Origin of the sequence: Microcoleus sp. S36a_B3, from assembly GCF_036700745.1 — a bacterium.
In the GTDB taxonomy this organism is placed as follows: Bacteria; Cyanobacteriota; Cyanobacteriia; order Cyanobacteriales; family Microcoleaceae; genus Microcoleus.
The window spans coordinates 163914-186270 of the sequence record NZ_JAUBPN010000007.1; the positions used below are offsets into that span (position 1 = coordinate 163914).

The 22357-nt window shown below is 44.3% G+C and carries 15 protein-coding genes; 4 read left to right on the plus strand and 11 right to left on the minus strand.

Going from position 1 to position 22357, the window contains the following annotated elements:
• The first annotated feature begins 11 nt into the window (after nt 1–11).
• Together QUA01_RS10595 and QUA01_RS10600 are read left to right on the plus strand one after the other, a co-directional pair.
• Entirely contained in the window at nt 12–1646 is a 1635-nt protein-coding gene (locus QUA01_RS10595; RefSeq protein WP_333090862.1) for a site-specific DNA-methyltransferase, read from the plus strand.
• Nucleotides 1636–4350, plus strand: a complete 2715-nt coding sequence (locus QUA01_RS10600; protein WP_333090860.1) for a DEAD/DEAH box helicase — start codon at nt 1636–1638, stop codon at nt 4348–4350. Before QUA01_RS10595 ends, QUA01_RS10600 begins: the two co-directional genes overlap by 11 nt.
• Before the next feature lie 14 nt (nt 4351–4364).
• Here QUA01_RS10600 and QUA01_RS10605 read toward each other — a convergent pair whose 3' ends face one another.
• The 10 genes from QUA01_RS10605 to QUA01_RS10650 all read right to left on the minus strand — a co-directional run bounded on the left by QUA01_RS10605 (nt 4365) and on the right by QUA01_RS10650 (nt 18005).
• A complete protein-coding gene (locus QUA01_RS10605) occupies nt 4365–4721 on the minus strand; it encodes a type II toxin-antitoxin system PemK/MazF family toxin (RefSeq protein ID WP_333090859.1) in 357 nt (118 codons plus the stop codon).
• Nucleotides 4676–4906, minus strand: coding sequence for a ribbon-helix-helix domain-containing protein (locus tag QUA01_RS10610; RefSeq protein ID WP_333090857.1), 231 nt, complete (start codon nt 4904–4906; stop codon nt 4676–4678). The genes QUA01_RS10605 and QUA01_RS10610 overlap by 46 nt, the downstream gene beginning before the upstream one ends.
• 111 nt (nt 4907–5017) lie before the next feature.
• Nucleotides 5018–6229, minus strand: a complete 1212-nt coding sequence (locus QUA01_RS10615) for a glutathione S-transferase family protein (RefSeq protein ID WP_333090856.1) — start codon at nt 6227–6229, stop codon at nt 5018–5020.
• Between the two features lie 22 nt (nt 6230–6251).
• Complete coding sequence (locus QUA01_RS10620; RefSeq protein WP_333090854.1) at nt 6252–7133, minus strand: tetratricopeptide repeat protein; 882 nt, start codon at nt 7131–7133, stop codon at nt 6252–6254.
• 299 nt (nt 7134–7432) lie between these two features.
• A complete protein-coding gene (locus QUA01_RS10625) occupies nt 7433–10648 on the minus strand; it encodes an ATP-binding protein (RefSeq protein WP_333090852.1) in 3216 nt (1071 codons plus the stop codon).
• A 517-nt stretch (nt 10649–11165) separates the two neighbouring features.
• Nucleotides 11166–12734, minus strand: a complete 1569-nt coding sequence (locus QUA01_RS10630) for a hypothetical protein (RefSeq protein ID WP_333090851.1) — start codon at nt 12732–12734, stop codon at nt 11166–11168.
• 903 nt (nt 12735–13637) lie between these two features.
• The gene (locus tag QUA01_RS10635; RefSeq protein ID WP_333090850.1) at nt 13638–13817 is read right to left on the minus strand and encodes a hypothetical protein; all 180 of its coding nucleotides are present in this window, start codon (nt 13815–13817) and stop codon (nt 13638–13640) included.
• A gap of 452 nt (nt 13818–14269) precedes the next feature.
• The gene (locus tag QUA01_RS10640; protein WP_333090849.1) at nt 14270–15649 is read right to left on the minus strand and encodes an oligosaccharide flippase family protein; all 1380 of its coding nucleotides are present in this window, start codon (nt 15647–15649) and stop codon (nt 14270–14272) included.
• Between the two features lie 183 nt (nt 15650–15832).
• A complete protein-coding gene (locus QUA01_RS10645; protein ID WP_333090848.1) occupies nt 15833–16621 on the minus strand; it encodes a TIGR03943 family putative permease subunit in 789 nt (262 codons plus the stop codon).
• A 307-nt stretch (nt 16622–16928) separates the two neighbouring features.
• A complete protein-coding gene (locus QUA01_RS10650) occupies nt 16929–18005 on the minus strand; it encodes a permease (RefSeq protein ID WP_333090847.1) in 1077 nt (358 codons plus the stop codon).
• Between the two features lie 818 nt (nt 18006–18823).
• Between QUA01_RS10650 and QUA01_RS10655 the strand changes: the two genes are divergently transcribed.
• A complete protein-coding gene (locus tag QUA01_RS10655; RefSeq protein WP_333090845.1) occupies nt 18824–20263 on the plus strand; it encodes a sensor histidine kinase in 1440 nt (479 codons plus the stop codon).
• 483 nt (nt 20264–20746) lie between these two features.
• Here the strand turns inward: QUA01_RS10655 and dnaN are convergent, their stop codons facing one another.
• Complete coding sequence (gene dnaN / locus QUA01_RS10660; protein WP_194008244.1) at nt 20747–21886, minus strand: DNA polymerase III subunit beta; 1140 nt, start codon at nt 21884–21886, stop codon at nt 20747–20749.
• Between the two features lie 198 nt (nt 21887–22084).
• Here dnaN and QUA01_RS10665 point away from each other — a divergent pair, with 198 nt between their 5' ends.
• Nucleotides 22085–22219 (plus strand): hypothetical protein, encoded by a 135-nt coding sequence (locus QUA01_RS10665; protein WP_255512907.1) that lies wholly within the window; start codon nt 22085–22087, stop codon nt 22217–22219.
• Nucleotides 22220–22357: the final 138 nt, after the last annotated feature.

A 22357-nucleotide genomic window follows, 5' to 3' on the forward strand; every position in this document is an offset into this window, starting at 1 on the left:
AGATATTAATTATGAATAAGAAGCAGAGACTAGAATTAACCTGGATTGGTAAGGATATTCGCCCCAAGCTGGAGCCGCGAATTTTGCTGGAAGATCCAGAAATATCTTATCATGCTGCTCATCAGGTGAGTGAAAATGATATTTTTGATAATCGCTTAATTTTTGGGGATAATTTGTTGGCTCTCAAGGCTTTGGAGTCAGAGTTTACAGGAAAAGTTAAATGTGTATTTATCGATCCGCCATATAATACAGGATCAGCTTTTGAACATTATGATGATGGAATTGAACATTCTCTATGGCTTGGTTTAATGCGCGATCGTTTAGAGATTTTGCGTAATTTATTGTCGAATGATGGTTCTTTATGGATCACAATTGATGATAATGAAGCGCATTATTTAAAAGTGATGTGTGACGAGATTTTTGGGCGCGTAAATTTTGTGGCGAATGTAGTCTGGCAGAAGAAGTATACTGTGGCAAACGATGCTAAATGGTTAGCAGAAAATCACGATCATATTTTGATATTTGCCAAGAATAAAGAAGCATGGAGACCATATCGACTTGGGCGTACTTCTGAAATGGACGAACGCTACCGTAACCCAGACAACCATCCCAAAGGTGTTTGGAAAGCTACTCCTATTTATGCAAAACGAACTGGCTCCGAAAAAGAACAAGCATTCTCGTTCCAATTTAAAAATGGAGTGGTATGGATGCCTCCAAAAGGAACCTCGCCTAGATTTCCTGCTGAAACATTACGAAAGCTAGATAAAAATGATGAGATTTGGTTTGGTGCGGATGGAAAAGCTAATCCTTCACGAAAGACATTTCTAAGTGAGCTAAAAATTTCCGGGACTCCGCCAGCGACAATTTGGCTACATACTGAGGCAGGAAATAATCACGAAGCACGCGAAGAAGTCAAAGCAATAAATCCTGATGATTCATTTGCAACACCCAAGCCAGAAAAGCTGATTCGACGCATACTCGACATTGCGACTAAATCTGGAGATATTGTTCTTGATTCCTTCGCAGGATCAGGAACAACAGGCGCAGTCGCCCATAAAATGGGAAGACGCTGGATCATGATTGAACTAGGCGAACATTGCCATACCCATATTATTCCCCGACTTAAAAAAGTAATTGATGGCGAAGATCAAGGTGGAATTAGCAAAGCATTAAACTGGAAAGGCGGCGGTGGGTTTCGGTACTATCGTCTTGCACCATCTCTACTAGAAAAAGACAAATGGGATAATTGGGTGATCAATAAAAACTATAACGCCGCCATGCTTGCCGAAGCACTCTGCAAAATCGAAGGTTTCACCTACGCACCATCAGACACCTTCTATTGGCAACATGGCTATTCCACCGAAAGCGACTTTATCTATGTCACCACCCAAAATCTTAGTCACGAACAACTATCAAAACTTGCAGACGAAGTAGGACAAGAGCGCACTCTACTTGTTTTATGTACCGCCTTTCGAGGTCAAACCGACATATTCCTAAACCTCACCGTTAAAAAAATTCCTAAACAAATCCTTTCACGCTGTGAATGGGGACATGATGATTACAGTCTAAAAATTGAAAACTTGCCAAAAGCACCTCCAAAGTTCGGACAACTAGCACTATTTGACGTGGATACCTATGAAAAATAAACTTGTTAATAATATTTCTAATCGTCTCAGCCTGCGCCATCCCCAGCGCGAATCATTAGAAAAGCTCCATAGGATTTGTAAACTATTATCTATCCCAGACATCACAGATAGAGAAACAAGTTTAGTCGCCATCAAACAAGAATTTTCAACGTTTACTGACTTCGAGCGCGACTTTCCATCCCTATGTTTTGCCCTAGCCACAGGTGTGGGTAAAACTCGACTCATGGGCGCATTTATCAGTTACTTATACCTAGCATATAACATTAAAAACTTCTTTATCCTTGCCCCAAACCTAACCATTTACAACAAACTGATTACCGACTTTACGCCCAATACCTCAAAGTATGTATTTACGGGTATCTCTGAATTTGCGCTCTCTCCACCAGTCATCATCACAGGTGACAACTATGAAATGAATGCGCGAACGATCTTAGATCAACAAATTTCATGCAAAATTAATATCTTTAATATCTCAAAAATTAATTCAGAAGTGCGTGGTGGCAAAAGCCCTAAAATTAAACGACTATCCGAATATATTGGCGAAAGCTATTTTGATTACTTGTCTCAATTAAAAGACCTGGTAATTCTAATGGATGAATCGCACCGATATCGCGCATCAGCAGGAGTTCGCGCTATTAATGAATTAAAACCATTAATGGGGCTAGAACTTACCGCCACACCCTTTGTCGAAACCAATAAAGGTTCAGTAGCTTTCAAAAATGTCATCTATGATTATCCCCTTGGACGTGCCATAATCGATGGATTTGTGAAAGATCCAGCAGTCGTCACCCGCAAAGACTTTAACCCCGCGTCAATGTCACCAGAAGCGATCGAACGTCTCAAACTAGAAGACGGCATCTATCTCCATGAAAATATTAAAGCTGAATTAGAAACCTATGCTATTCAAACTGGAAGAAAGATTGTTAAACCTTTTGTGTTAGTTATTGCCCGTGACACTACCCACGCATCCAAACTGATGGAACTCATTCAATCCGATGAATTTTCCGAAGGAAATTATAAACATAAAGTTATTCAGGTTGATTCTAGTAAAACGGGCGCTCAAGAAGATGAAATGGTAGAGCGATTGCTGAAAGTAGAACATACCGATGAACCTACTGAAATAGTGATTCATGTAAATATGCTCAAAGAAGGTTGGGATGTCACCAACCTCTATACAATCGTCCCTCTGAGAGCCGCAAATTCTAAAATCCTGATCGAGCAATCTATCGGACGGGGCTTGCGTTTGCCCTATGGAATGCGTACAGGTGTAGAAATTGTCGATCGCCTAAATATCGTCGCCCATGACAAATTTCAAGAAATTGTCGATGAAGCAAAGCGCCCAGAATCCCAAATCCGCCTGAAACAAATTATCCTCACAGATGAAGACTTACAGCAAAAGACACAAACAGTAATTTCGCGATCGCAACTAGCCCAAAATCTAGGACTTCACCCCGAACAACCCATTAATTTACCTGATAATTTACCTGCAACAGAACCCCAAAATATTCAACCATCCCTATTTCAATCACCTATAGAACAAAAGATTGCACAGCTTACATACCAAGAAATCCTAAAGCTTGAAAGCCGCCCCGAAGAAGTCCCAACCACCGCCCATCTTGCATCCCCAAAAGTTCAGGGAAGGGTGCGCGAAGCCGTAGCTAGAGAATATCAACCCGCACAAAGGGAACTTGAAGGTATAATAGCACCTCCAGATATTGAAGCGATCGTTGCGAAAACAACGAACTTAGTTATCCAGCAAACCATCAATATTCCTAAAATTATTGTTATTCCTCAAGGGCAAGTGCGATCGGGTTTCAGGTCTTTTGCCCTAGATTTTACTGGCTTTAATTATCCCGTTCCCTCCCAAGAAGAATTACATATTCAATCGCTAACAACGAATAAAGTTGAATATATGGGAATTAAAAAAGAAAACTTTGAAGAATCACGGCTAGAAAACTATATTGTCAAAAATTTAGTCAACTTCGATGATATTTCCTATGACGAACACGCTGATTTACTCTATGACCTGGCGGGTCAAGTTCTTAGCCATCTTATGAGCTACTTATCCGAAGAAGATACACACAAAGTTTTACGCTTTTACCAACGGGAAATTGCCAATTTTGTCCATAGCGAAATGCAGCCACATTTCTGGGAAGAAACAACAGGTTATAAAGTCGAAATCAGTAAAGGTTTTACAGCATTAAAAGATAGCGCCTACACTACAAACGCTAAGAATTGTCTTGATTATCAATCTTCGCCACGAGACAAAAGCAATATGTCCAAATATCTGTTTACAGGCTTCTCCAAATGCCTCTATCGAGAACAGAAATTTGAATCGGAAGCAGAAAGAATACTAGCAATGATTTTAGAACGGGATGCAATCAAATGGTTTAAACCCGCAAAAGGGCAATTTCAGCTTTATTACAAATGGCATGGAGACTATCCAGAATATCAACCCGATTTTGTTGCTGAAACAGAAGAAGTTATCTATATGCTTGAACCAAAAGCTCGAAATGAAATTGACAATCCTCAAGTGCTTGCTAAGAAAGATGTCGCAGTTCAATGGTGTCAATATGCTTCGGACTATATGCTAAAGCACGGTGGCAAACCTTGGAAATATGTCTTAATTCCCCATGATGAGATCAAAGAAAATATGACACTCCAAAAACTAAGCGATCGCTATAGCGTCACTACTAAGGGTTAATTTCAGCGGCACTCTTAAAGTTCTAAATATCGAGCCAAAATCAGTTGAACTTCGGATATTTGTTGCAACTCCAATTCCCCAAGACAGCGCACAAGTCTGCGTTTATCAAACGTCATCGGATCGACGCACACGATAAAACTCTCGGTACTCAGACCATTGATAGTCGAGGGAATCACAGGTAAAACAATGGGTCGTAAATGCTCATTTGGAACAGCAGAAGTGATGGGTAGAACTGTGACTTTACTGCGTTGATTAAAAGCAGTTCCTGAAATAATTACCGCCGGTCGAGTCTTGCGGATTTCTGTACCGACTGAGGGATCGAAATTCACGATCCAGATGCTTCCCAGTCGGTAATCGCTGCTTGCTGCCATGCTTCATCCTCATCGGTTAATTCATCGCTCAGTTCATCCAGTAATAAACAGGCTTCTACCATTGCCTGCTGTTCTTGTTGTTTGCGCCATGCTTGCAATAAAAGCTCAACTAGGCGACTGCGATTTTCTACACGCTGGTCAATATAATGCACTAACTCATCTGGCAAAGAGATAGATACTTTCATATTATTTATGCCACTTTTAATACTACCGATGGTAGCAGAAATATCGACCAGATTGCAAGTTGATAAAGTATAGCAGCAGCAACGATCATTTCCTTTGATTGCGATCGCCCCCTACACAAAATTAGCCGGATCTTGATCTCGCCGATGCTTCAGCAGAATCGGAGAACCTTGGCCATCGCCCACCAAAGCCGCCGTTTCTTCCAAAGCTTCCCTCAAGCGCTTCGCCGCGTAAATCGACATATCGCGGGGCACATTCACCCGATCGCGCAAATACCGCAAAGCCGCATCAGAACCAGTCGGCGGCGTACAAACTTCGCCAGTCATCATCAAAGTTAAAGCACAACGCAAAGCTTCATCAAATAAGTTGTCATCAGCAGGATTGACGCGAACAATGTTGCGCTGGTGCTTAATGACGCGGTGGAGTGCTTCAGCGCGGGAGGTTTCCGGTTCTGGATACATCACATCCGGGAGTCCGGCCCAAGGCCCATTATCCACGCGGGCTTTATTGAGTAGCATCTGAGGTTCGCCGTTTTCATAACAGCCGCCCATTTGAGGCGGTAAATCGTGGACGTGGGTGTGAAAGTCGCTCTGAGTGCCGCGATAGGTGGGGCGGCTTTCCATCGCCGCAAACCAGTCAGCAAAGCGCGGGTTTTCTTCCCGCATTGAGTAGCCTTTGTAGTAGTAAAGACTGGCATTCATCCGTTCGACGTAGGGCGTAAAGATGACATCCGCAGTGCCAAATTCATCGAGGAAATAAGGCCCCGGAGTGCTAGCCAGGGCTTTTTCTACCTGGGCGACGACGCTGATAAATTGGTTGCGGTTGTGTTGTTCTACTTTGGCTGAACTTGCTGGGTAGCACAGCCAAGAGCACCAGGCTCTAAATAGCAGTCGCTCTAGTCGCCGCATGGGTATTACTGCGGGGTTTTCCATGCCCAAACCCAAGGGGCCATAGACTCGTTCGAGGGCGATTAAGATATCGTCGCTTTCGGTGATAATGCGGCCGTCTAGTTCGATCGCCGGTAGCATTCCCGACGGCACTTTCCGCTTGTACCAGCTTTCTTTTTCCCCATAGCAGAACATGGTAACTTTGTCAATCCGGTAGGGGATTTGTTTTTCTTCCAACCACAACCAAATTTTCTGGCAATAGGGACACCAGGCATGATTATCGCGGTACAGGGTGACTCTCACATCGGATTCGGTTTGTCCGAAGAGGCGCAAGCGGGCTTGAGAGTTGGTTGGCCCGTTGGTGCGATCGACTTGAAAGTCTGTGAGTGCCTCCAATTCTGTCCAGCTTAGGGGGGCGAGGCGATCGGTGGGTGTCATAGTTAAATTGGGCTGATAATAATTAGGGCGATGTCTGGGGAGGGGGTGGAGCGTCTTGAATTTTGGTGAGTGCTGCTTGAATTTGGGGGGTGGCTAGGAAGTTTTGGGTGGCTGCAATCAAGCGATCGCCCCAGAGGTTTTCTTTGAGAAAATCTACAGTGGCATAGCGTCTGTCTAATTTCAGGGCGGCTTCTCCCATTGCTAAACCTTTTTCTTTGTCGCCTTTGCTGTAGAGTGCTACTGCTAGAGCTAGCATTGGTTCTGCTGCTTTGTTGTCGATCGCGATCGCTTGTTGCCAGCGTTTGATTGCGCCATCGGCATCTCCGGTTTCGTATTTGACTAATCCGATATTGTTGATAGCGGGCCACAGGTTTTTTTCTAAAGCAAAGGCTTTTTCGTACTGGGCGATCGCATTATCAAACCGCTTGAGCTTGTAAAAAGCGTTGCCCAAATCAAATAATGCGCCCGGAGTGTCTGGCTTTATTTTCAAACCAGCTTGCAGGTATTCGGCTGCTTTTTCGTACTTCGCTTGCCGAAAGTAAGCTTCTCCCAAGACAAATTTAATTGAGGGATTTTCTGGCGATAGAGATTGAGCTTGCCCCAAAGCTTCAATCCCTTTGTCCAACTGTTCGACTTGAAGGTACAAGCTGCCTAACAAAGTCCAAGCTCGATCGTTCTTGGGGGCTAACTGTGTGGCGAGTGCGGCTCTGGGGATGGCGAGTTGGTACTGCTGGAGTCGGGCTAGCTGGACTGCTTCTTCAGCAAGGCTCAAGGCTGTCTGGTCGAGTTGGGCCGAGTCGATTTGCAGGGTGTAAGGCAGGAGTGCCTGTGCGACAACGGGCTTGGGCATTGTCCCCAAACTGAGCGCGATCGCCAGAGATATTAAAGAAATACGATTAGGCACTGTACAGCCCCAGGAAAAAATATAATGGTTTCTCGATCGCCTATAATAACTCATATTTTTGAGTTTTGATATTGCTTCCTGACTCGCAACGTTTTGCGGTTTTCTGTTAAATTGTTCCCAGATTCTGTTTTGCACTCAGGAATAATAATTTTGATTCACTGTTTTAGAGAGGACTGAAGTCCTCACTACAAACCAGGAAAATTTTTCATCTTAGCAACTTTAGTGAGTTAATAAAGTCTGTTGAATACTGCTTTAGAGAGGACTGAAATCCTTACTTAAAACCTGAGATTTTTTTCATTTTAGCAATCTGAATGAGTTAATAAAGCCTGTTGAATTTGGTCTAACAATTGTGCTACCGATAAGGAAGAAGGCAAAATTTTAGCCGATACTTCTTGCAGCAAAAAGTCGATCGCCTCGGATTCTGAATTTACAACAGATCGATAATCCCAGACTAAAATTGGCAGTTTTCCAGTCATTTGTCGCAGGTTCGAGAGCGCTTGCAACATAGCAGTTGATTCTGAGGGGGCATCTCGCAAGCACAGCAAAACTAAGTCAACACTTTGATATTGCAACTGCTGCAAAACTTCTCTCCAGCAGGGTGCGATCGCCCCTCGGAATCCTGCCGTTTGGATGTATTGAATAAAAGCTTGAAAGTTCGGAGCAGAAAACTGGGAATTGGGCAGAGGAATCTCGGCATTGGTCGATCGATCGCCATTTTTCAATTCTTTTGTCATATTCTCCCCAGCCGCGCGGTGCAAGTCCGGTAAAGTCGAAATGTCAGCAAATAAAATGCTGGGCTTCCAACTCATGCCCGCAGCTACTTGAATCACTTGCCACAACGCAGAAGCGCCCAAAAGAGTGCCTTCGCGACTGCCGGCTGCCAAACAGGGAAATACGGACAATCCTTTGATTTGATTGGCCAGTTGCGTAGTTGCTGGGTCTAAAGTCACCAAGGGCAGAGAACCTAAATTTCGAGATCGACTTAACTGTTCAATAAAAGCTAAGGGGTTTTTCAGTTGACTTGTACTGTCCAAAACGATCGCCGAAGGCCGCCAAATTCGGGCGACGAGTTCTGCTTGGTCGAGGTCGTCTGCCTCTAAAACCCGGCAGTAGGTGGGATTTAGCAGTAAAGCGGAACCTTGAGATGAAGTATTTTGCGGGCTGAGCCACAACACGGTTAAAGAACTTCTCACCTTATTGGTACTGGCATTACTGTGGCCGATCAAATCTGCCAGCAACCTTCGCAAAGCGGGTTCTTCCACCGGCAAGCTCAAAAAGCCTTCGGCGCGGTTGACAGCAGCCCGTTCTTTTTCGCCTCTGGTGGCTGTGACGATTGCCGGAATCGATCGGGTATCTGGATCGCTCTTGAGCAGCGTCAGCACGTCCCAACCGGACAGCAGGGGCAGCAGCGGGTTGAGGAATATCGCTTCGGGACTGAACCTGCGGGCTTTTTCCAGGGCTTCGGTGCCGGAACGGGCGACTATTACTTGGTAGCCCAAACTGGAGAGGACGTTGGTTAAATCTTCGATATATTTGGGAACTGCTTCGACTATTAATACTAAACGAGAGCGAGAATTGGCGATCGGATGCTGATATTTTGGTTTGAATAATTCTTCCTCGGCCAAAGCAGGCGGTGGGGATTCTTCCCCGCAGTTTCCCGGAGGATTGGGCGGCAGCAGCAGGGTAAATTCAGAGCCTCGGTTTTCTGAGGAAATAAACGAAACGTCTCCGCCGTGGAGCCTCGCGAGCCGTTGAGTCAGTACCAGTCCCAGTCCGGTTCCTTGAAAGCGTCTGGTCAGGGGGCTTTCTAGCTGTTGGAATTTTTGAAAGATCAGGTGCTGTTTGTCGGCGGGGATGCCGATGCCGGTGTCCCAAACTGTGAAGGCGAGCCAACCTTCCCAAACATTTACTTTCAATCCGATTTTGCCGCCGGCTTCGGTGAATTTTAGGGCGTTGGCAAGGAGATTGACGAGCATTTGCCGCAGCCGCAGTTCGTCGGCAATCAAATAGCTCAGTCCCGGTTCTATTTCTAATGTAAATTCTATTTTTGCTGACGGTTCTGCGTTTGCTTCGCCGTTTGTTTTGGGGGGAGATTTTTCTTCTTGCTGTTGCAGTTGTTTTGCTTGTTCAAAGGCTCTTTTGCAAGTTGCTGCTATTTCTACGGATTCGGGAATTAGTTCTAGCTGCCCGGTTTCCATGCGGGTCAAGTCTAAAATGTCGTTAACTATTGTCATCAAATGCCGCCCGCTTTGATGGATTAGTTTGGCGTAACGTGATTGCCGATCGTTGAGTTCTCCGATCAATTTATCTTTGAGGAGGCTGGACAAACCGAGGACGGCGGTAAGCGGGGTTTTTAGTTCGTGGCTGATGCAGGATAAAAATTCGTCTTTTAGTCGGTTGAGATGGATTAAGTCTGCGTTTTTTGCTGCTAGTTCTTTGGCGACTAAATGTTCTTCGGTGACATCTTGTCCCATGACTAAAATTAGCTGGTCTCCGAGCGGCTGTTTGACAAATTGCCAGATCCGTTCTTGACCTGTTTGTACCGGGCAGTCGCAAATGTATGTGTCTGGTTTGCCTGCGATGGCGCACCAAGCTGGAGCGGTTAAGGTTGATGGGGAGGCGGCCGAGTACAGCGGTAGCGGGCAACTGGTGGCTGCGGTTGCATCCGGTGAACCGAAGCTATCCCGCAGAGAATCGCCCGATCGACTTACTCCTACTAAGCTCCTGCACTCAGAGGTGATAGCCTCGAATTGCACGCTCTGGTATTCGCTGGTTACATGGCTTGGTTTGTGGGACGAGTGTTTGCCCAAATTTGCTGCTGGTTCTGGAATTGGTTGAGGCCCGGCTCCCAGCAAAATCCGCCACGCTGCGTTTTGACTGACTATTTGTCCGCTGGGGGTTTGCAATCTCAGCGGTAGGGGCAGTTTTTCTAGGAGTTGGACTAGGGAGTTGAGGTTTTCCGAGGGTTTCAATCCTGCTTCTAAAAAGCGCCCTTTGCCCTCGGCGGTGGCTAGCGCCGAGGAAACGGGTATTAATTCAATTTCTTTGACTGCTGTTGACTCCGCCTGACTGCTGCTGTTAAATGCGGCGATAAATTGGAGCAGGCTCAGGCTCTCTAGGAGTCCTAAAAATTTACCGCTGGCATCTGTAAGGGCGATCGGGCTTTTGGAGAAACCGCCGACGCTTTGGCTGTGGGCTGGGCTATTTAGTTGTTCTTTTTGCAGGTACTGCCAGAATTCGCTGACACTCAAAGCTGCCGGTACTATGGTGATGGGTTCGATCGCGATCGAGCTTTCCGACAAAAGTTGCTCTCCGTCGTTTGTGCGCGAGTCCGTGCCCATCCAAAGGCTGCGGAGGTAAACTAATCCTAGCGGCTCCTTCTGTTCGTTGACTACTGCGACTCGATCGCACTTTCCCTCAATGAAAATTGACCGCAGCGATTCTAGTGTCGCCGTTGGTCGGCACAGCGGCACTGGGGAGATAAAATTGTTGAGACTGGGGTTAGTGGTTGGCATAACAAACCTGAGAGTCTGCTATTTATAGCAGTAATATTTTTGATACCCAATGTACCTGCGGATTTCTGTATCTTATTAATTTTATATCAGTTCGCTATCTGGTCCGGGATCGACCAAAAAAGAGCGAGTTCGAGACCGGCACTTGATTTGAGGCGATTACTAATTATTTTAAGGCTTAAGCTTAATTGCAGAAATCAAGCTCAGGGTGCTTGATATTAAAGCACCCTGAGCAAACTGTGATTATTCTTCTGTTAGAAAGCTTATCCTTATTTATTTGGTCGTTAAGATTGGTTACAATTGATGTTGAAATGATTTTAATTGTGTAAACAAATTTGTCATAGCGATCGGCATGAATCTCGCTGTGTTATGGAGCATCTCCGGTTTTGTAACAAGCACTTTTTGGCGATCGGCTGTTGTGCAAATAAACGTTTGATATCTCGACAAACTGCAAATCGTTAACTTTTGTCAAACTCTCAAACTCTCTCCACCTGCGATCGCCATAAACTATAAAATCGATTTACGGCAGCCAGCGGGGATGATAGCCGGTAAAGGGAAGTTCTTCGGGCTGTACTTTTGCAGCAGAACCGTCTGGAGGTATTTCTAATAAGGGTAGCACCCAAAGGCGGCTGGTGGCGATCGACTGTCCGCCGGAGTTGCGGGGACTGTCTGCTGCTGACGGTTTTGCTGATGTAACTAATTGGTCGAAAATTAATGCCAGACCGTCGGGAGATAAACTGATTTGGGTATCTAATTGGTTGGGCAAAACTAGCAGCGGTTTGATGGTTCCTACCAAACGAGTGCCATCTTTTTTGAGGTCGATGGCGGCGATAAAAGGCTGTTCTTTGTAGCTTTCTGTTTCGAGGCGTTGGGCTAACAAACAGTAAAGACGCTGGAATTGATTGTCTTTGTTTTTGCGCGGGTCGAAATAAACGGAGATAATGCTACCGGGAATCCGCAATATTTCTTGTTCCACACCTTGGTTGTCTAAGATGAAAAGGGATCGAGTAAAGTCGCCGTTGTATTTAACATAGGCGGCGGCGGAGTTGTCGCGGGCCAGGCCCAATACTTGTTCGTATTTTGGTAAAAGTTGTACTGGATCTGCTTCTGGTTTGAGCGGGACGATCGCTAATCCTTGTTTTTGAGACATTACCACCGATTTGCTGTCGGGCCGAATCATAAAATCTCCGCCTTGTTGATTTTCCAATGGGCGGGGCGGTAATTTTTCTTCGAGAATCCAAGGGCTGAAATCGCTGGGATTGCTGCGGTTGACGCGCTGAATCAGGATGATTTTTCCGTCGGCTGAAAGGTCAAATTTTAGGTTTTGGTAATCTTTGGAGTCTAGTAGTTTGTCGATTCTACCTGCTGGCTGTTTTTGTTGGGGTTCTTCTCCGGGGGATTGGGGATTGAGGCCGGTGGTGACTGTGAATAGTTCTTGATTTAGGGTGCCGCGAGTACGGGCGATAGATCGATCTGTGGCTGAGAATAAAATGCGATCGCCCCCGGGATAGGGTTTAAAATCGGTGACAACCAAATCTTTGGGAGTCAGGGGTATCGGTTTCGATTCGCTGCTGGAGAGATTGACTAGCATTAATCTGCTTTCTGTTTCGCCTTGAACGCCGATATAAGCAAAAGCCCGATCGCGAGTGCGAAAGGAACTGCTAAACGGCTGCATTGGCGTGCCTTTATATTGGTTGTTTTCTCCGAAATACTTGTCCGTTGCACCAGCGAGTTTTAATGTGTAGGTAACGCCGTAGGGTGCTGGATCTTGGAGGGTGTAAGCCATGCGCCGTCCCGCCCAACTAAATTTACCGGGGAGGGGAGGTTCTAGCGTTAAGTTTTCCTCGACGCTGGAGTGGTTCATCGGGCGAAAGAAGGTGAGGAGAAAGCCGGTATCTCGCGCGCCGATTTGTTTGTTTTCCCAGCTAAATTCTCGCACTCTGGGCGCTGTGCGATCGCCACTCAGCAGCAGCAGTCCGATTAAGACGCTTAACATTAACATCAGCAAGATCGCCGTGCGGTCGATCGGCTGTTTGAACGGCAGAATACCGAAGAATGAAGGATTAAATTTTTTGTTAAAAATATTCACAAATTTTTCTCTCCTATTTATGGTGAAAAATCACTGCCCAATTTTCCCTCTTAAATTTTACTTTCCCAGGCGCACCCCAGCTCAAAAACCCAATTTGGCGATCGGAGTTTCATATCAACTCCGGTTGACGATCATAGCAAAAACAGTTCGTAGTGAGGACTTCACCGCACTACGAACCAATCCGAGAGCGCTCAAGCTATCGCCACCGCGTCCAAAACTCCTAATAATTCAGACGGCTACTTAGCCCAGAGCCATTATTTCACGAATCCTTGACGATTGGTATATTCGAACTATGATTAACCGCTGACAGTGTATAGGGCGATTCCGGTTCGGCATATAATATAGAACCCCTTTGACATCTTTGAGTTTTGGGTTAGGTGACGAGAAATATAGAGAGAAACTGGTTTCTGAGATTTACGCAAGGGGCGAGAAACCGGGTTTCTACGAGTTTTGGGTTGGGTGATGAGAAATATAGAGATCAACCCGGTTTCTGAGATTTACAGAGAATAGATATCAAATGGGTTCTATAGAATATTTGCTATCGTAATGCCTGACCTCAAAATAGTTTAAATTTGACGTGTGAGACTTAATATATAGAGAAAAATTCCAAAAAACAAAAAGTTGCTGCACTCTCTAAAGGCAAGACTTCCACTATTCGATTTTTGAAGAAACGACCTGATTTTATCCAGTGTTTCATCTGCTTTCTTGACAAACAGTAAAATGCTGCGTGAGGATTGTTAAATTCCGCAAATTTTACACCCTCTATCTCTACACTAGATAGCTTGTTTATTACCAATGGTTGCGTTATCGTCAAATCAATATATCTCTTAGTCCCTTGATACATTTCATAACAATTTGGGGGAAAAATAGCATTTTTATATCCGCTTTCTTGGTTGAATTTTGCTAATTTTCTAGCGTGAAAGCATCGGCTAAAATAATGTCATCTTCTCTGAATAAAAACCATTCAAGTTCTTCTACTTTTTCGACAAATTCTTCCTGAAGCCTAAACCATACCAAGATCGGGTCGCATTCTGGGTCTTCTTGTATCTGAATGCACTTAATTTGATCTTCAGGTAAATACATACGCTGTAACCTGCCTGTTCGGTAGAGTTTGGCTCGCAATATAGCGTTTCTCAAGTATGGTGAGGTATGCCCGGTTTGGCCTATGCCGGATAGTACCTCATATGAGAGATCGAAAGGCTATATTCACGTCGCAATGAGCAAAACTCGCCAACAGTCCATCTATTGTATACCTGAGTCTTTCTATTTTTGCTGCCTCTTGTTCAGGATTCTCAGATTCTTCAACTGATGTAATGTGTGCGACAGCAACAAAAATTTTAGGGCGTTCTTTCTCAGGCGGTTCGTTTTATTTGAATAAATTTATGATGGTCTTTTATGAAAAAACAGCATCATTTTAATATACCTAATGACCGATCGCGATATTTGTTGTAACAAAGCAATTTGGGTAATGATAAAGTGCATTACTTTTCTTTATTGTAAATTTTCAGCCGACATACAGACAATCTCCTTTGTGTTTACTGAAATAGTTGATTTATCGGTACTAAATCCATCGGTGATATTTTGTCGATAGGTAGTCCCCAACCCAGCAGATACATTCTAATGCAAAGTATTCCCGCTAGTACCCCTAAGAACAGTGCTGTCAATTGGATATCCTCCCAAAAACAAGTTAGCCTTTCTTTCCAAAGACCGTAGCTGGTTACTAAATAAGTAGGAATATCACCGACAGCTACAGCAATCACAGCACCTAAATTACCAAAAAAATGATATCCGACTGGGATGCCAATAGTGATACTCAAGAAAGTTACCAGATTGCCCATAGCTGCATATTGAGATTTGCCAACCGCTAACAAACAAGAACCCATCAAATTGTGGAGAGTAGTGTGCCAGATACCTAAAGCCAAGATTGGCATCATCCAAGATGCTGCCATATACTCTTTCCTGTACAATGTTAAAATGACCTGATCTCCAAAGCTCACAAAAATTGCTAAGCCTACGGCTAAAGGTATCAGGATTAAGTTGCGGTTTTTAATAATTTTGGCGCGCAATTCCTGACGAGGTAATTCTGCTAGCATCGAAATTGAGGGGAAAATCACCCTACCTGCGAGGGCGATGATCACTTGGCGCGGCATATCGCCGAGGGTAAAAGCGATGCCATAAATGCCCAACATTGTTAAAGTAAAGATTTTCCCTAGAACTAGGCGATCGGCTTGAGAACACAGAAAAAATAAAATCGTCGATAAAAATATCCATTTTCCATAAGAAAATATTTCTTTAGCGGCTTCTTTGTCCCAAGCGAAGCGGTTTGACTTGCCGGGAATCAAAAAATGGCTCCATACTAACTCTATTATAGAGTTAGCAAAACCGCCGACGAGGATCGCCCAGATTGTAGGATGGAAAAAGGCCCATACAATCATCACTGTAGTAGAAATTGCCTGTATCCCCAACTCGAAAAGCACTACTTGCTTGACGCTCATTTTGCGTTCGAGGGTGGATACGGAAGTGGATTTGAACCCTCCTATTAGGGTGTTTATACTTATGCAGGGAAGCAACCACAGGAGACGCGGTTCTTCATAAAAGTTAGCAACTGGCCAGGTGATTAACATTAAACACAACCAAACAAACAAGCTGCGAAGAACTTGCATTGTCCAAGCGGTGTTGAGAAATTCTGGCTCGTTCCCGCGCTTGTTTTGAATGATGCTTGGGCCCAGACCTATATCTGTGAATAGGTGGACACCTGTGATGAAAACGTAGGCTAGACCCATTAAACCAAATAGTTCGGGCAAAAGCAGGCGGGTCAAAATTAGGTTGCTGCCAAATCGGATAATTTGACTGCTTCCATAGCTGGCGATCGTCCAGAATGCGCCTTTGATCGCTAATTTTTTTTCTGATGACATATACTCTAAACTTATTTCCTAATTATGAGTCTAGTTGCTGAATCGGTAGTTGGCAATTTCTACAGGATGCTGCAGCCATTTTTTAGCGAACTTTACAATATCTTCATTTTCTGATTGTAGGACTGGCCCGACACACATTTTACAGTCAGAAAGATAAAATTTAATCTGCAACCAGCTCCAAATCTAATAATCATAAGGGTTTTTTGGTTCGGGAATTGGTTTGAGGGAGGATGCTTGAATGATTAATTTGCGCTTACCTTGTAGTTCTTCTACGATTGTTTCTCCTTCTATTTCTAGCCAACTGTCTGGCGGAAAAGAGGCGCGGTTTTCACCGATCGCTAATTTGACCGGCAACCCGATCGGATAGGCATCCGCCGCGCAGCAGGTAATGATAAAACGCCCGATCCACATATATTGTTCTGCTATGTTGGGCGGGTGAATCACAAATCCTTTAACCTTGACTTTTTGACCTCTGTATGTATCTGGTTCGGGGTTAAAATTTAACAGCCGCACCCATTCGACGAGCGATCGATTTTCGGGTTTTGTAGTATTGCGAAATTCTTGCGGTTGCAGTCTGGTGATGGGCAGAGATTCGGTGAGACCTCGTTCCAATGCTGTCTGGCTGGTAAATGTGCGGGGCGTTACTGCTAAACCGATTAATGCGACGCTCAGCATTAAGGTGCTGCCGATGCTGGGGGGAAATAAAGTAATGTGTTCAACTTCTGTGATTCTGGGAGAGTTGTTGGCTGGGGATGCCCGCAATTGTTTGTTGGCGCGATCGACCTTTAAGAGTTCCCAAATTTTAAATCCGCCAATCACCATTAAGCCGATTCCTCCCGCGACTGTCAAGCCAAAGTAATTGGGGTGAATCAGAATGCTTAATTTGCCTGTAATCCAATATTTGAGGAGCAATATTCCCCAGGCTAGGATAGCTAGGGCGTCTAGCCAAGGGCTAAGTTTTTTAAGATTCATATTTGAAGAGTCATTAGTTATTAGTCATTAGTCATTAGTCATCAGTCATTAGTTATTGGTTATTGATTATTGGTTATTGATTATTGGTTATTGATTATTGGTTATTAGTTGTTGCTCCTTAGTTATTAGTTGTTGTTATTTGTCATTGTTCTTGGCTCAAAGAGAATTGGAAGTCTATTGCGGTTCGATCGCGTGGTGAGGTATGCCCTATGCCCGGTTTGGCCTATGCCCGGTTTGGCCTATGCCCGAAAGCACCTCATCTTTATGAGAAATGCTATATCGTTATTGGTCCGTGCGGGCAAATCGATCAACCTAAATACAAGTTGACAGCGAGGGTCATTAAAAATGTTAGTTGAGCAGCCAAGACAATTAAGTAAATTACTGCTCTACCTTTAAAAATAGAGAGCATTAAACCGATGCCTTTGAGGTCAATCATCGGGCCGAAAACGAGAAAGGCTAACAGCGAACCGCTGGTAAATGTGGCGGCAAAAGATAGGGCAAAAAAAGCATCTACTGTAGAACAAATCGATACGACTGCGGCTAATAGCAGCATGGCGAGAATCGAGGAAACCGGGCCTTGACCGAGGTTGAGAATTAGTTCGCGGGGTGCGCCAACTTGAATGATGGCGGCGATCGCGCTTCCGATGACCAAAACTCCTCCCAACTCCCGCAACTCCTGTACCATACTATCTAAAAGCAGGCGCAGACGCTCTTTAGAAACCGGGTGAAACATAGATGAACGTTTCGAGGTTTTGTCTGTTTTGCCTGTTTGTAAAGGCTTCCAGTCATCTTTTAGCAAAGATTCGATCGGCACTGCACCCCCCTGACCGAGCATAAATGTTCCCGACTGTAACAGTAGCGGAGTGTTGGCTGGGGCGAGGTTTTGTTCGGAAAACTCTGGTTTTGGGAGGGGAATCGCGCGGGCTACAGAGGGATGTAACAGAGGGCGCAAGTCGGCTTGAACACTGAACACCCAGCCGATGATTGTGGCGATAAACAGAGAAAATACTACCCGCAAAACTACTATTTCTGGCTGATCGCGAAATGCTGTCCAAGTCGCCCAAACTACGATCGGGTTGATGGTGGGGGCTGCTAGCAAAAAGCCGATCGCCGCTGGTGCGGGTACTCCCTGCATCAGCAACCTGCGGGCTACGGGCACGTTACCGCACTCGCACACGGGAAACAAAAAGCCGATCGAACTCCCCATCAAAGCGCCCAGCAGTGGGTTTCGCGGGATGCGGGATACGAGTTTGCGTTCGTCTACAAACCCCAGCAGCAAACCTGAGAATAAAACTCCCAGCAGCAGAAAAGGTATTGCTTCTACTAACAGGCTGAGAAAAAGGGTAAAAGCATTGTTTAACTGATTCGTTAGGGCTGGTTGCATCGATCGCCTACTGGTAAATTGGTATTTAGTTTCACGTATTTGGCGGACTCCCTGTCGATCATACCTTCTGCACAGCACTAAGTTTAAAATTCCGTTGAAACTTTTTGGCGATCGTCCTCAATGTTATAGAAACCATTAAAAGTTGCAGATTCCAGCACCGGACACCGCAATATCCGATCCCTAGTAATGGTCGCCTATAATCTCTATATTTACACACAAAAATAATAGTTGTTAAAATTAATTTTATATTTTTCCTATCAATCGGATAATTGTTGATTTAACTGGCGCGAATTATCACAAAAAGTCATAAAAATTTAATCAATTAAAATATCACCAAATATTGCGCCAAATTGGCTTGTTGCAACGAACAAATCATAAAAGTAGCAAGCTTGTTTAGACAGCCAGACTCTATGGGAAAACCGAGCAGGGGTATTTGAGAAGCGCGCCGCAATAATGATTTTCCTGTATCATCAATTAATGATAACTTCCAGCGCAATCGGGTTAGTGTTAACAACAGGTTAAGCTTTTAGCCCAAGGTTAACGAATAGTTAAATACTCCAAATAACAGTTAATACGCCTCCAGCCAATATAAAATAAAGTCAGGCATAATTACCAAAGCGCATCTATCTCGGTCATCCTCAAACTTGCCTAATACTTGGAGTGGTAAAATCCCATTTGCCACAAACAGTTTTTTGTGTAATTTAAAATGCAGTTTGCCAGAGGGATGTCGGCAAAAGCACTCAGCTACTCACCGACTGAGCTTTGGTAACTGAATGTCTGCTGGCAAATAAAAACCAAAAAAGCGTGCTGATGAATTTATGTTAAATACTTCTTGCGTAGAAATACCAGTACAACCCGCGTCCGAAGCTGACTCTGGAGAACTTCGTTTAGACTCTACTCTCCAAGAATTATCGCTTTACGATTTTCAAGTAGAAGCTATGGATTTCGGGATGAAAATTTCCCAGATGTTAGAAACTAATCCGCTGTTACCGGGAGTCATTTTGACAAATCAAGGTAAATTTGTCGGCATGATTTCCCGGCGGAGATTTTTAGAATTTCTCAGCCGTCCTTTTGGAAGAGAATTATTTTTAAAACGACCTGTCAAGGCTTTATATCGCTTTGCTGAAATTGAGACTTTGATTTTTCCTAGCAATACTTTAATCGTGGATGCAGCCCGGAAGTCGCTGCAGCGATCGCAAGAACTGCTTTACGAGCCGATTGTGGTTCAAGTGTCGCCCCAAACTTATACTTTGGTAGATGTACGCGAACTGTTAGTGGCCCAGTCAAAAATTCACGAATTAGCGACAAAATTGCTGAGGCAGCAAACTCAATCTCAACTAATTCAAACCGAAAAATTAGCCAGTTTGGGGCAGATGGTAGCTGGAGTAGCTCACGAAATTAGAAACCCTGTCACCTGCATCAGCGGAAATCTCGGCTTTTTGTCTAACTACTCGAAAGACATCATGGAGTTGCTGTCTGCTTACGAGCAAATTGTCGGGCCTAGCGAAAAAATTGACGCACTCAAAAAAAATATAGAATTTGATTTTCTGAAAGAAGATTGGGTGGAAATTATCAAAAGTATGAAGGCTTCATCAGAGAGACTGAGGGAACTTGTCACCAGCCTGCACACCTTTTCTTACATGGACGAAACTCACTTGAAAGAAGCTAACCTCCACGAATGTATTGACAGTACGCTGCTAATTATGAAAAGCCGTCTGAAGTACGGGTTTAAAGTAGTTAAAAATTATGGGGATTTGCCTTTGGTCAAGTGTTACTCTGGTCAGTTGAGTCAGGTATTTATGAATATCATCAGCAATGCGATCGATGCTTTGGAAGAAGTAAAAGAAGAAACAGGTTTTGTCGCTGCGATTACGATTGAAACTGAGGTAATAGACAGTTCTGACGGAGACTTCGTGAATTCGGAATTACTGCAAAATTATGTTTTGGGCGATCGACAAAATGCAAAACAGCTATCATCCGCCAGCCAAAACGCCGGTTTCAGCCCAGAAGCAAGCGAAAAGAATCAAAATAACGCTTGGATAGCGATCAGAATTGCCGATAACGGGCCGGGAATTCCGCCAGAAATTCAGCGCAGGATTTTTGATACATTTTTCACCACTAAACCTGCTGGGAAAGGTACGGGTTTGGGGTTGGCAATTACTCATCAAATTGTGACGGAGAAGCATAAAGGCAAGTTGAATTTGCATTCTACGCCCGGTACGGGGACGGAATTTGAGATTTTGTTGCCATTGATTTGAATGAAGAAGTCATATCAAATCTTTTAGCAGCAGAATTATTCGGATCTCTCGACCTCGGCGTAAATCAGCGTCAATCCACTGTCATCTGCGGTTACTAAATTATCTTTTTTTAACCGCAGATACAGGCAGATTAACACAGATTAAGGCTGATTAATTGTATCAACAATTTTGGTGGAACTGTCTGGGGTTGACTGTTGACTGTTGACTGTTGACTAATGACTAATGACTGTTAACTGTTAACGGTTGACTGTTGACTAATGACTAATGACTGTTAACTGTTAACGGTTGACTGTTGACTGTTAACTGTTAACTGTTAACTGTTATTTGTTAGTTGTTATTGGGAATTGAGAATGGAAAATTGGGAATTCGTAGCAAGTAACCAATAACCAATAACCAATAACCAATAACCAATAACTACTGACTACTGACTACTGACTACTGACTACTGACTACTGACTACTGACTACTGACTACTGACTATTTTTAAGCTCGAAGCTGAACGGGCATCACCAAGAATGTAGCATTGACTCCGCCTAAAGGCTGAAAAATTACAGGAGCCAGAGCGCCGTTTAATTGCAGTTGAATTTCGGGAGACTGAGCTGTTTTCAAAATGTCAATTAAGTATTTCACGTTGAAAGCAATATCGATGCTGTCTCCCGAAATCTGCGCCGGCATTGACTCTTTGCCGCTACCGACATCTTTGGCATCTACCGACAAAGTAATTTCCTGATTTTCCTCGTCGATGCTGCATTTGAGGATATTATTTTTTTGGTCGGCAAAGACTGCTATTCTTTCGACGGCTGCTAAGAGCGATCGCCTTTCTAAGGTAATTTGCCGCTCAAAAGACGGTGGAATCAACTGCCGGTATGCGGGATATTGCCCTTCTAAGGTGCGAGTTGTCAACCGCTGGTCTGCCCATTCAAACACTACTTGACCATGTTCAAAATGCAGCGTAACTGGTTCAGTCCACTGCCGCATTACTAGCATTCTTTCTACTTCCCGCAATGCTTTAGCCGGAACTGTCACCTCAAATTCTTCTTGGGTTTCTTCGCCTTCGACTTTTTCATTGACAGTTTGAACTACTGCCAATCTGTGGCCGTCTGTCGCTGCAAATTCCAAGCAATCTTGCAATACCTTTAAATGCACGCCTGCAAGTACCTGTTTTGCTTCGTCGGGGCTTGTCGCAAATAAAGTTCCTTTGAGTCCTTCTATCAAGGCTTCGGGCGGCAGTTTGAGGATTGTTCCGGCTTCGATTGCTGGCAATTCTGGGAATTCTTCCGGGCCCATGCCTCTGACTTGGTAGCTGCCTGAACTGCAACTGAGATATGCTACGGTGTCCCCCGCTTCATCTTCTAAAGTAATCTCTCCATCTGGGAGTCTCGAAACAATATCGTTGAGCAATTTAGCGGGTATGGTAAAACTGCCGCCGCCGGTCACTTCTGCTGCGAAGCTGGTGCGAATTCCTAAACTGAGATCGAAAGCTGTCAAGCTAACCCGCTGATTTTCCTCATCCGCTACTAAGAGCACGTTGGCTAGTACCGGATGTGTCGGGCGGGAGGGAACGGCCCGACTTACCAACGAGAGGTTGGCGTTGAGGTCACTTTGGGTGCAAACCAATTTCATGGGAGGTTAATTAACCGGATTTGAGACGAAACCAAATCCTATCACAGAAAGTCGGCGGGCTGACTTTTCTCTGTCATGGCTTATTTCTGGGGCTAGAAACCGGGTTTCAGGGCAAAATTTTGTGAAGGAAGGAGAAATATACTTAGAAACCCGGTTTCTGAGGTTAACGCGCCGAGGACTAGATTTTTTTTTAATTTGTTGAATTATTTTTATGTCGATCGCCCTGTGGAAACTGTGGAAAAAAAAGTTAACTGTTTGCGGGATATGACTTATAGTTTCCAAAAACTGTGGAAAACTTGTGGAAAAGCTGCTGAATACGATCGCCCATTTTAGTAAAAAAATGGTTTTGGGCGATCGAGTAAAGTTTTCCACAAACAAAGGGCAAATTTTCCACAGGTTTTTCCACAGGTAGGGGGCAGGGGGATTGAAATGACTGCTGACTAATGACTAATGACTGCTGACTAATGACTA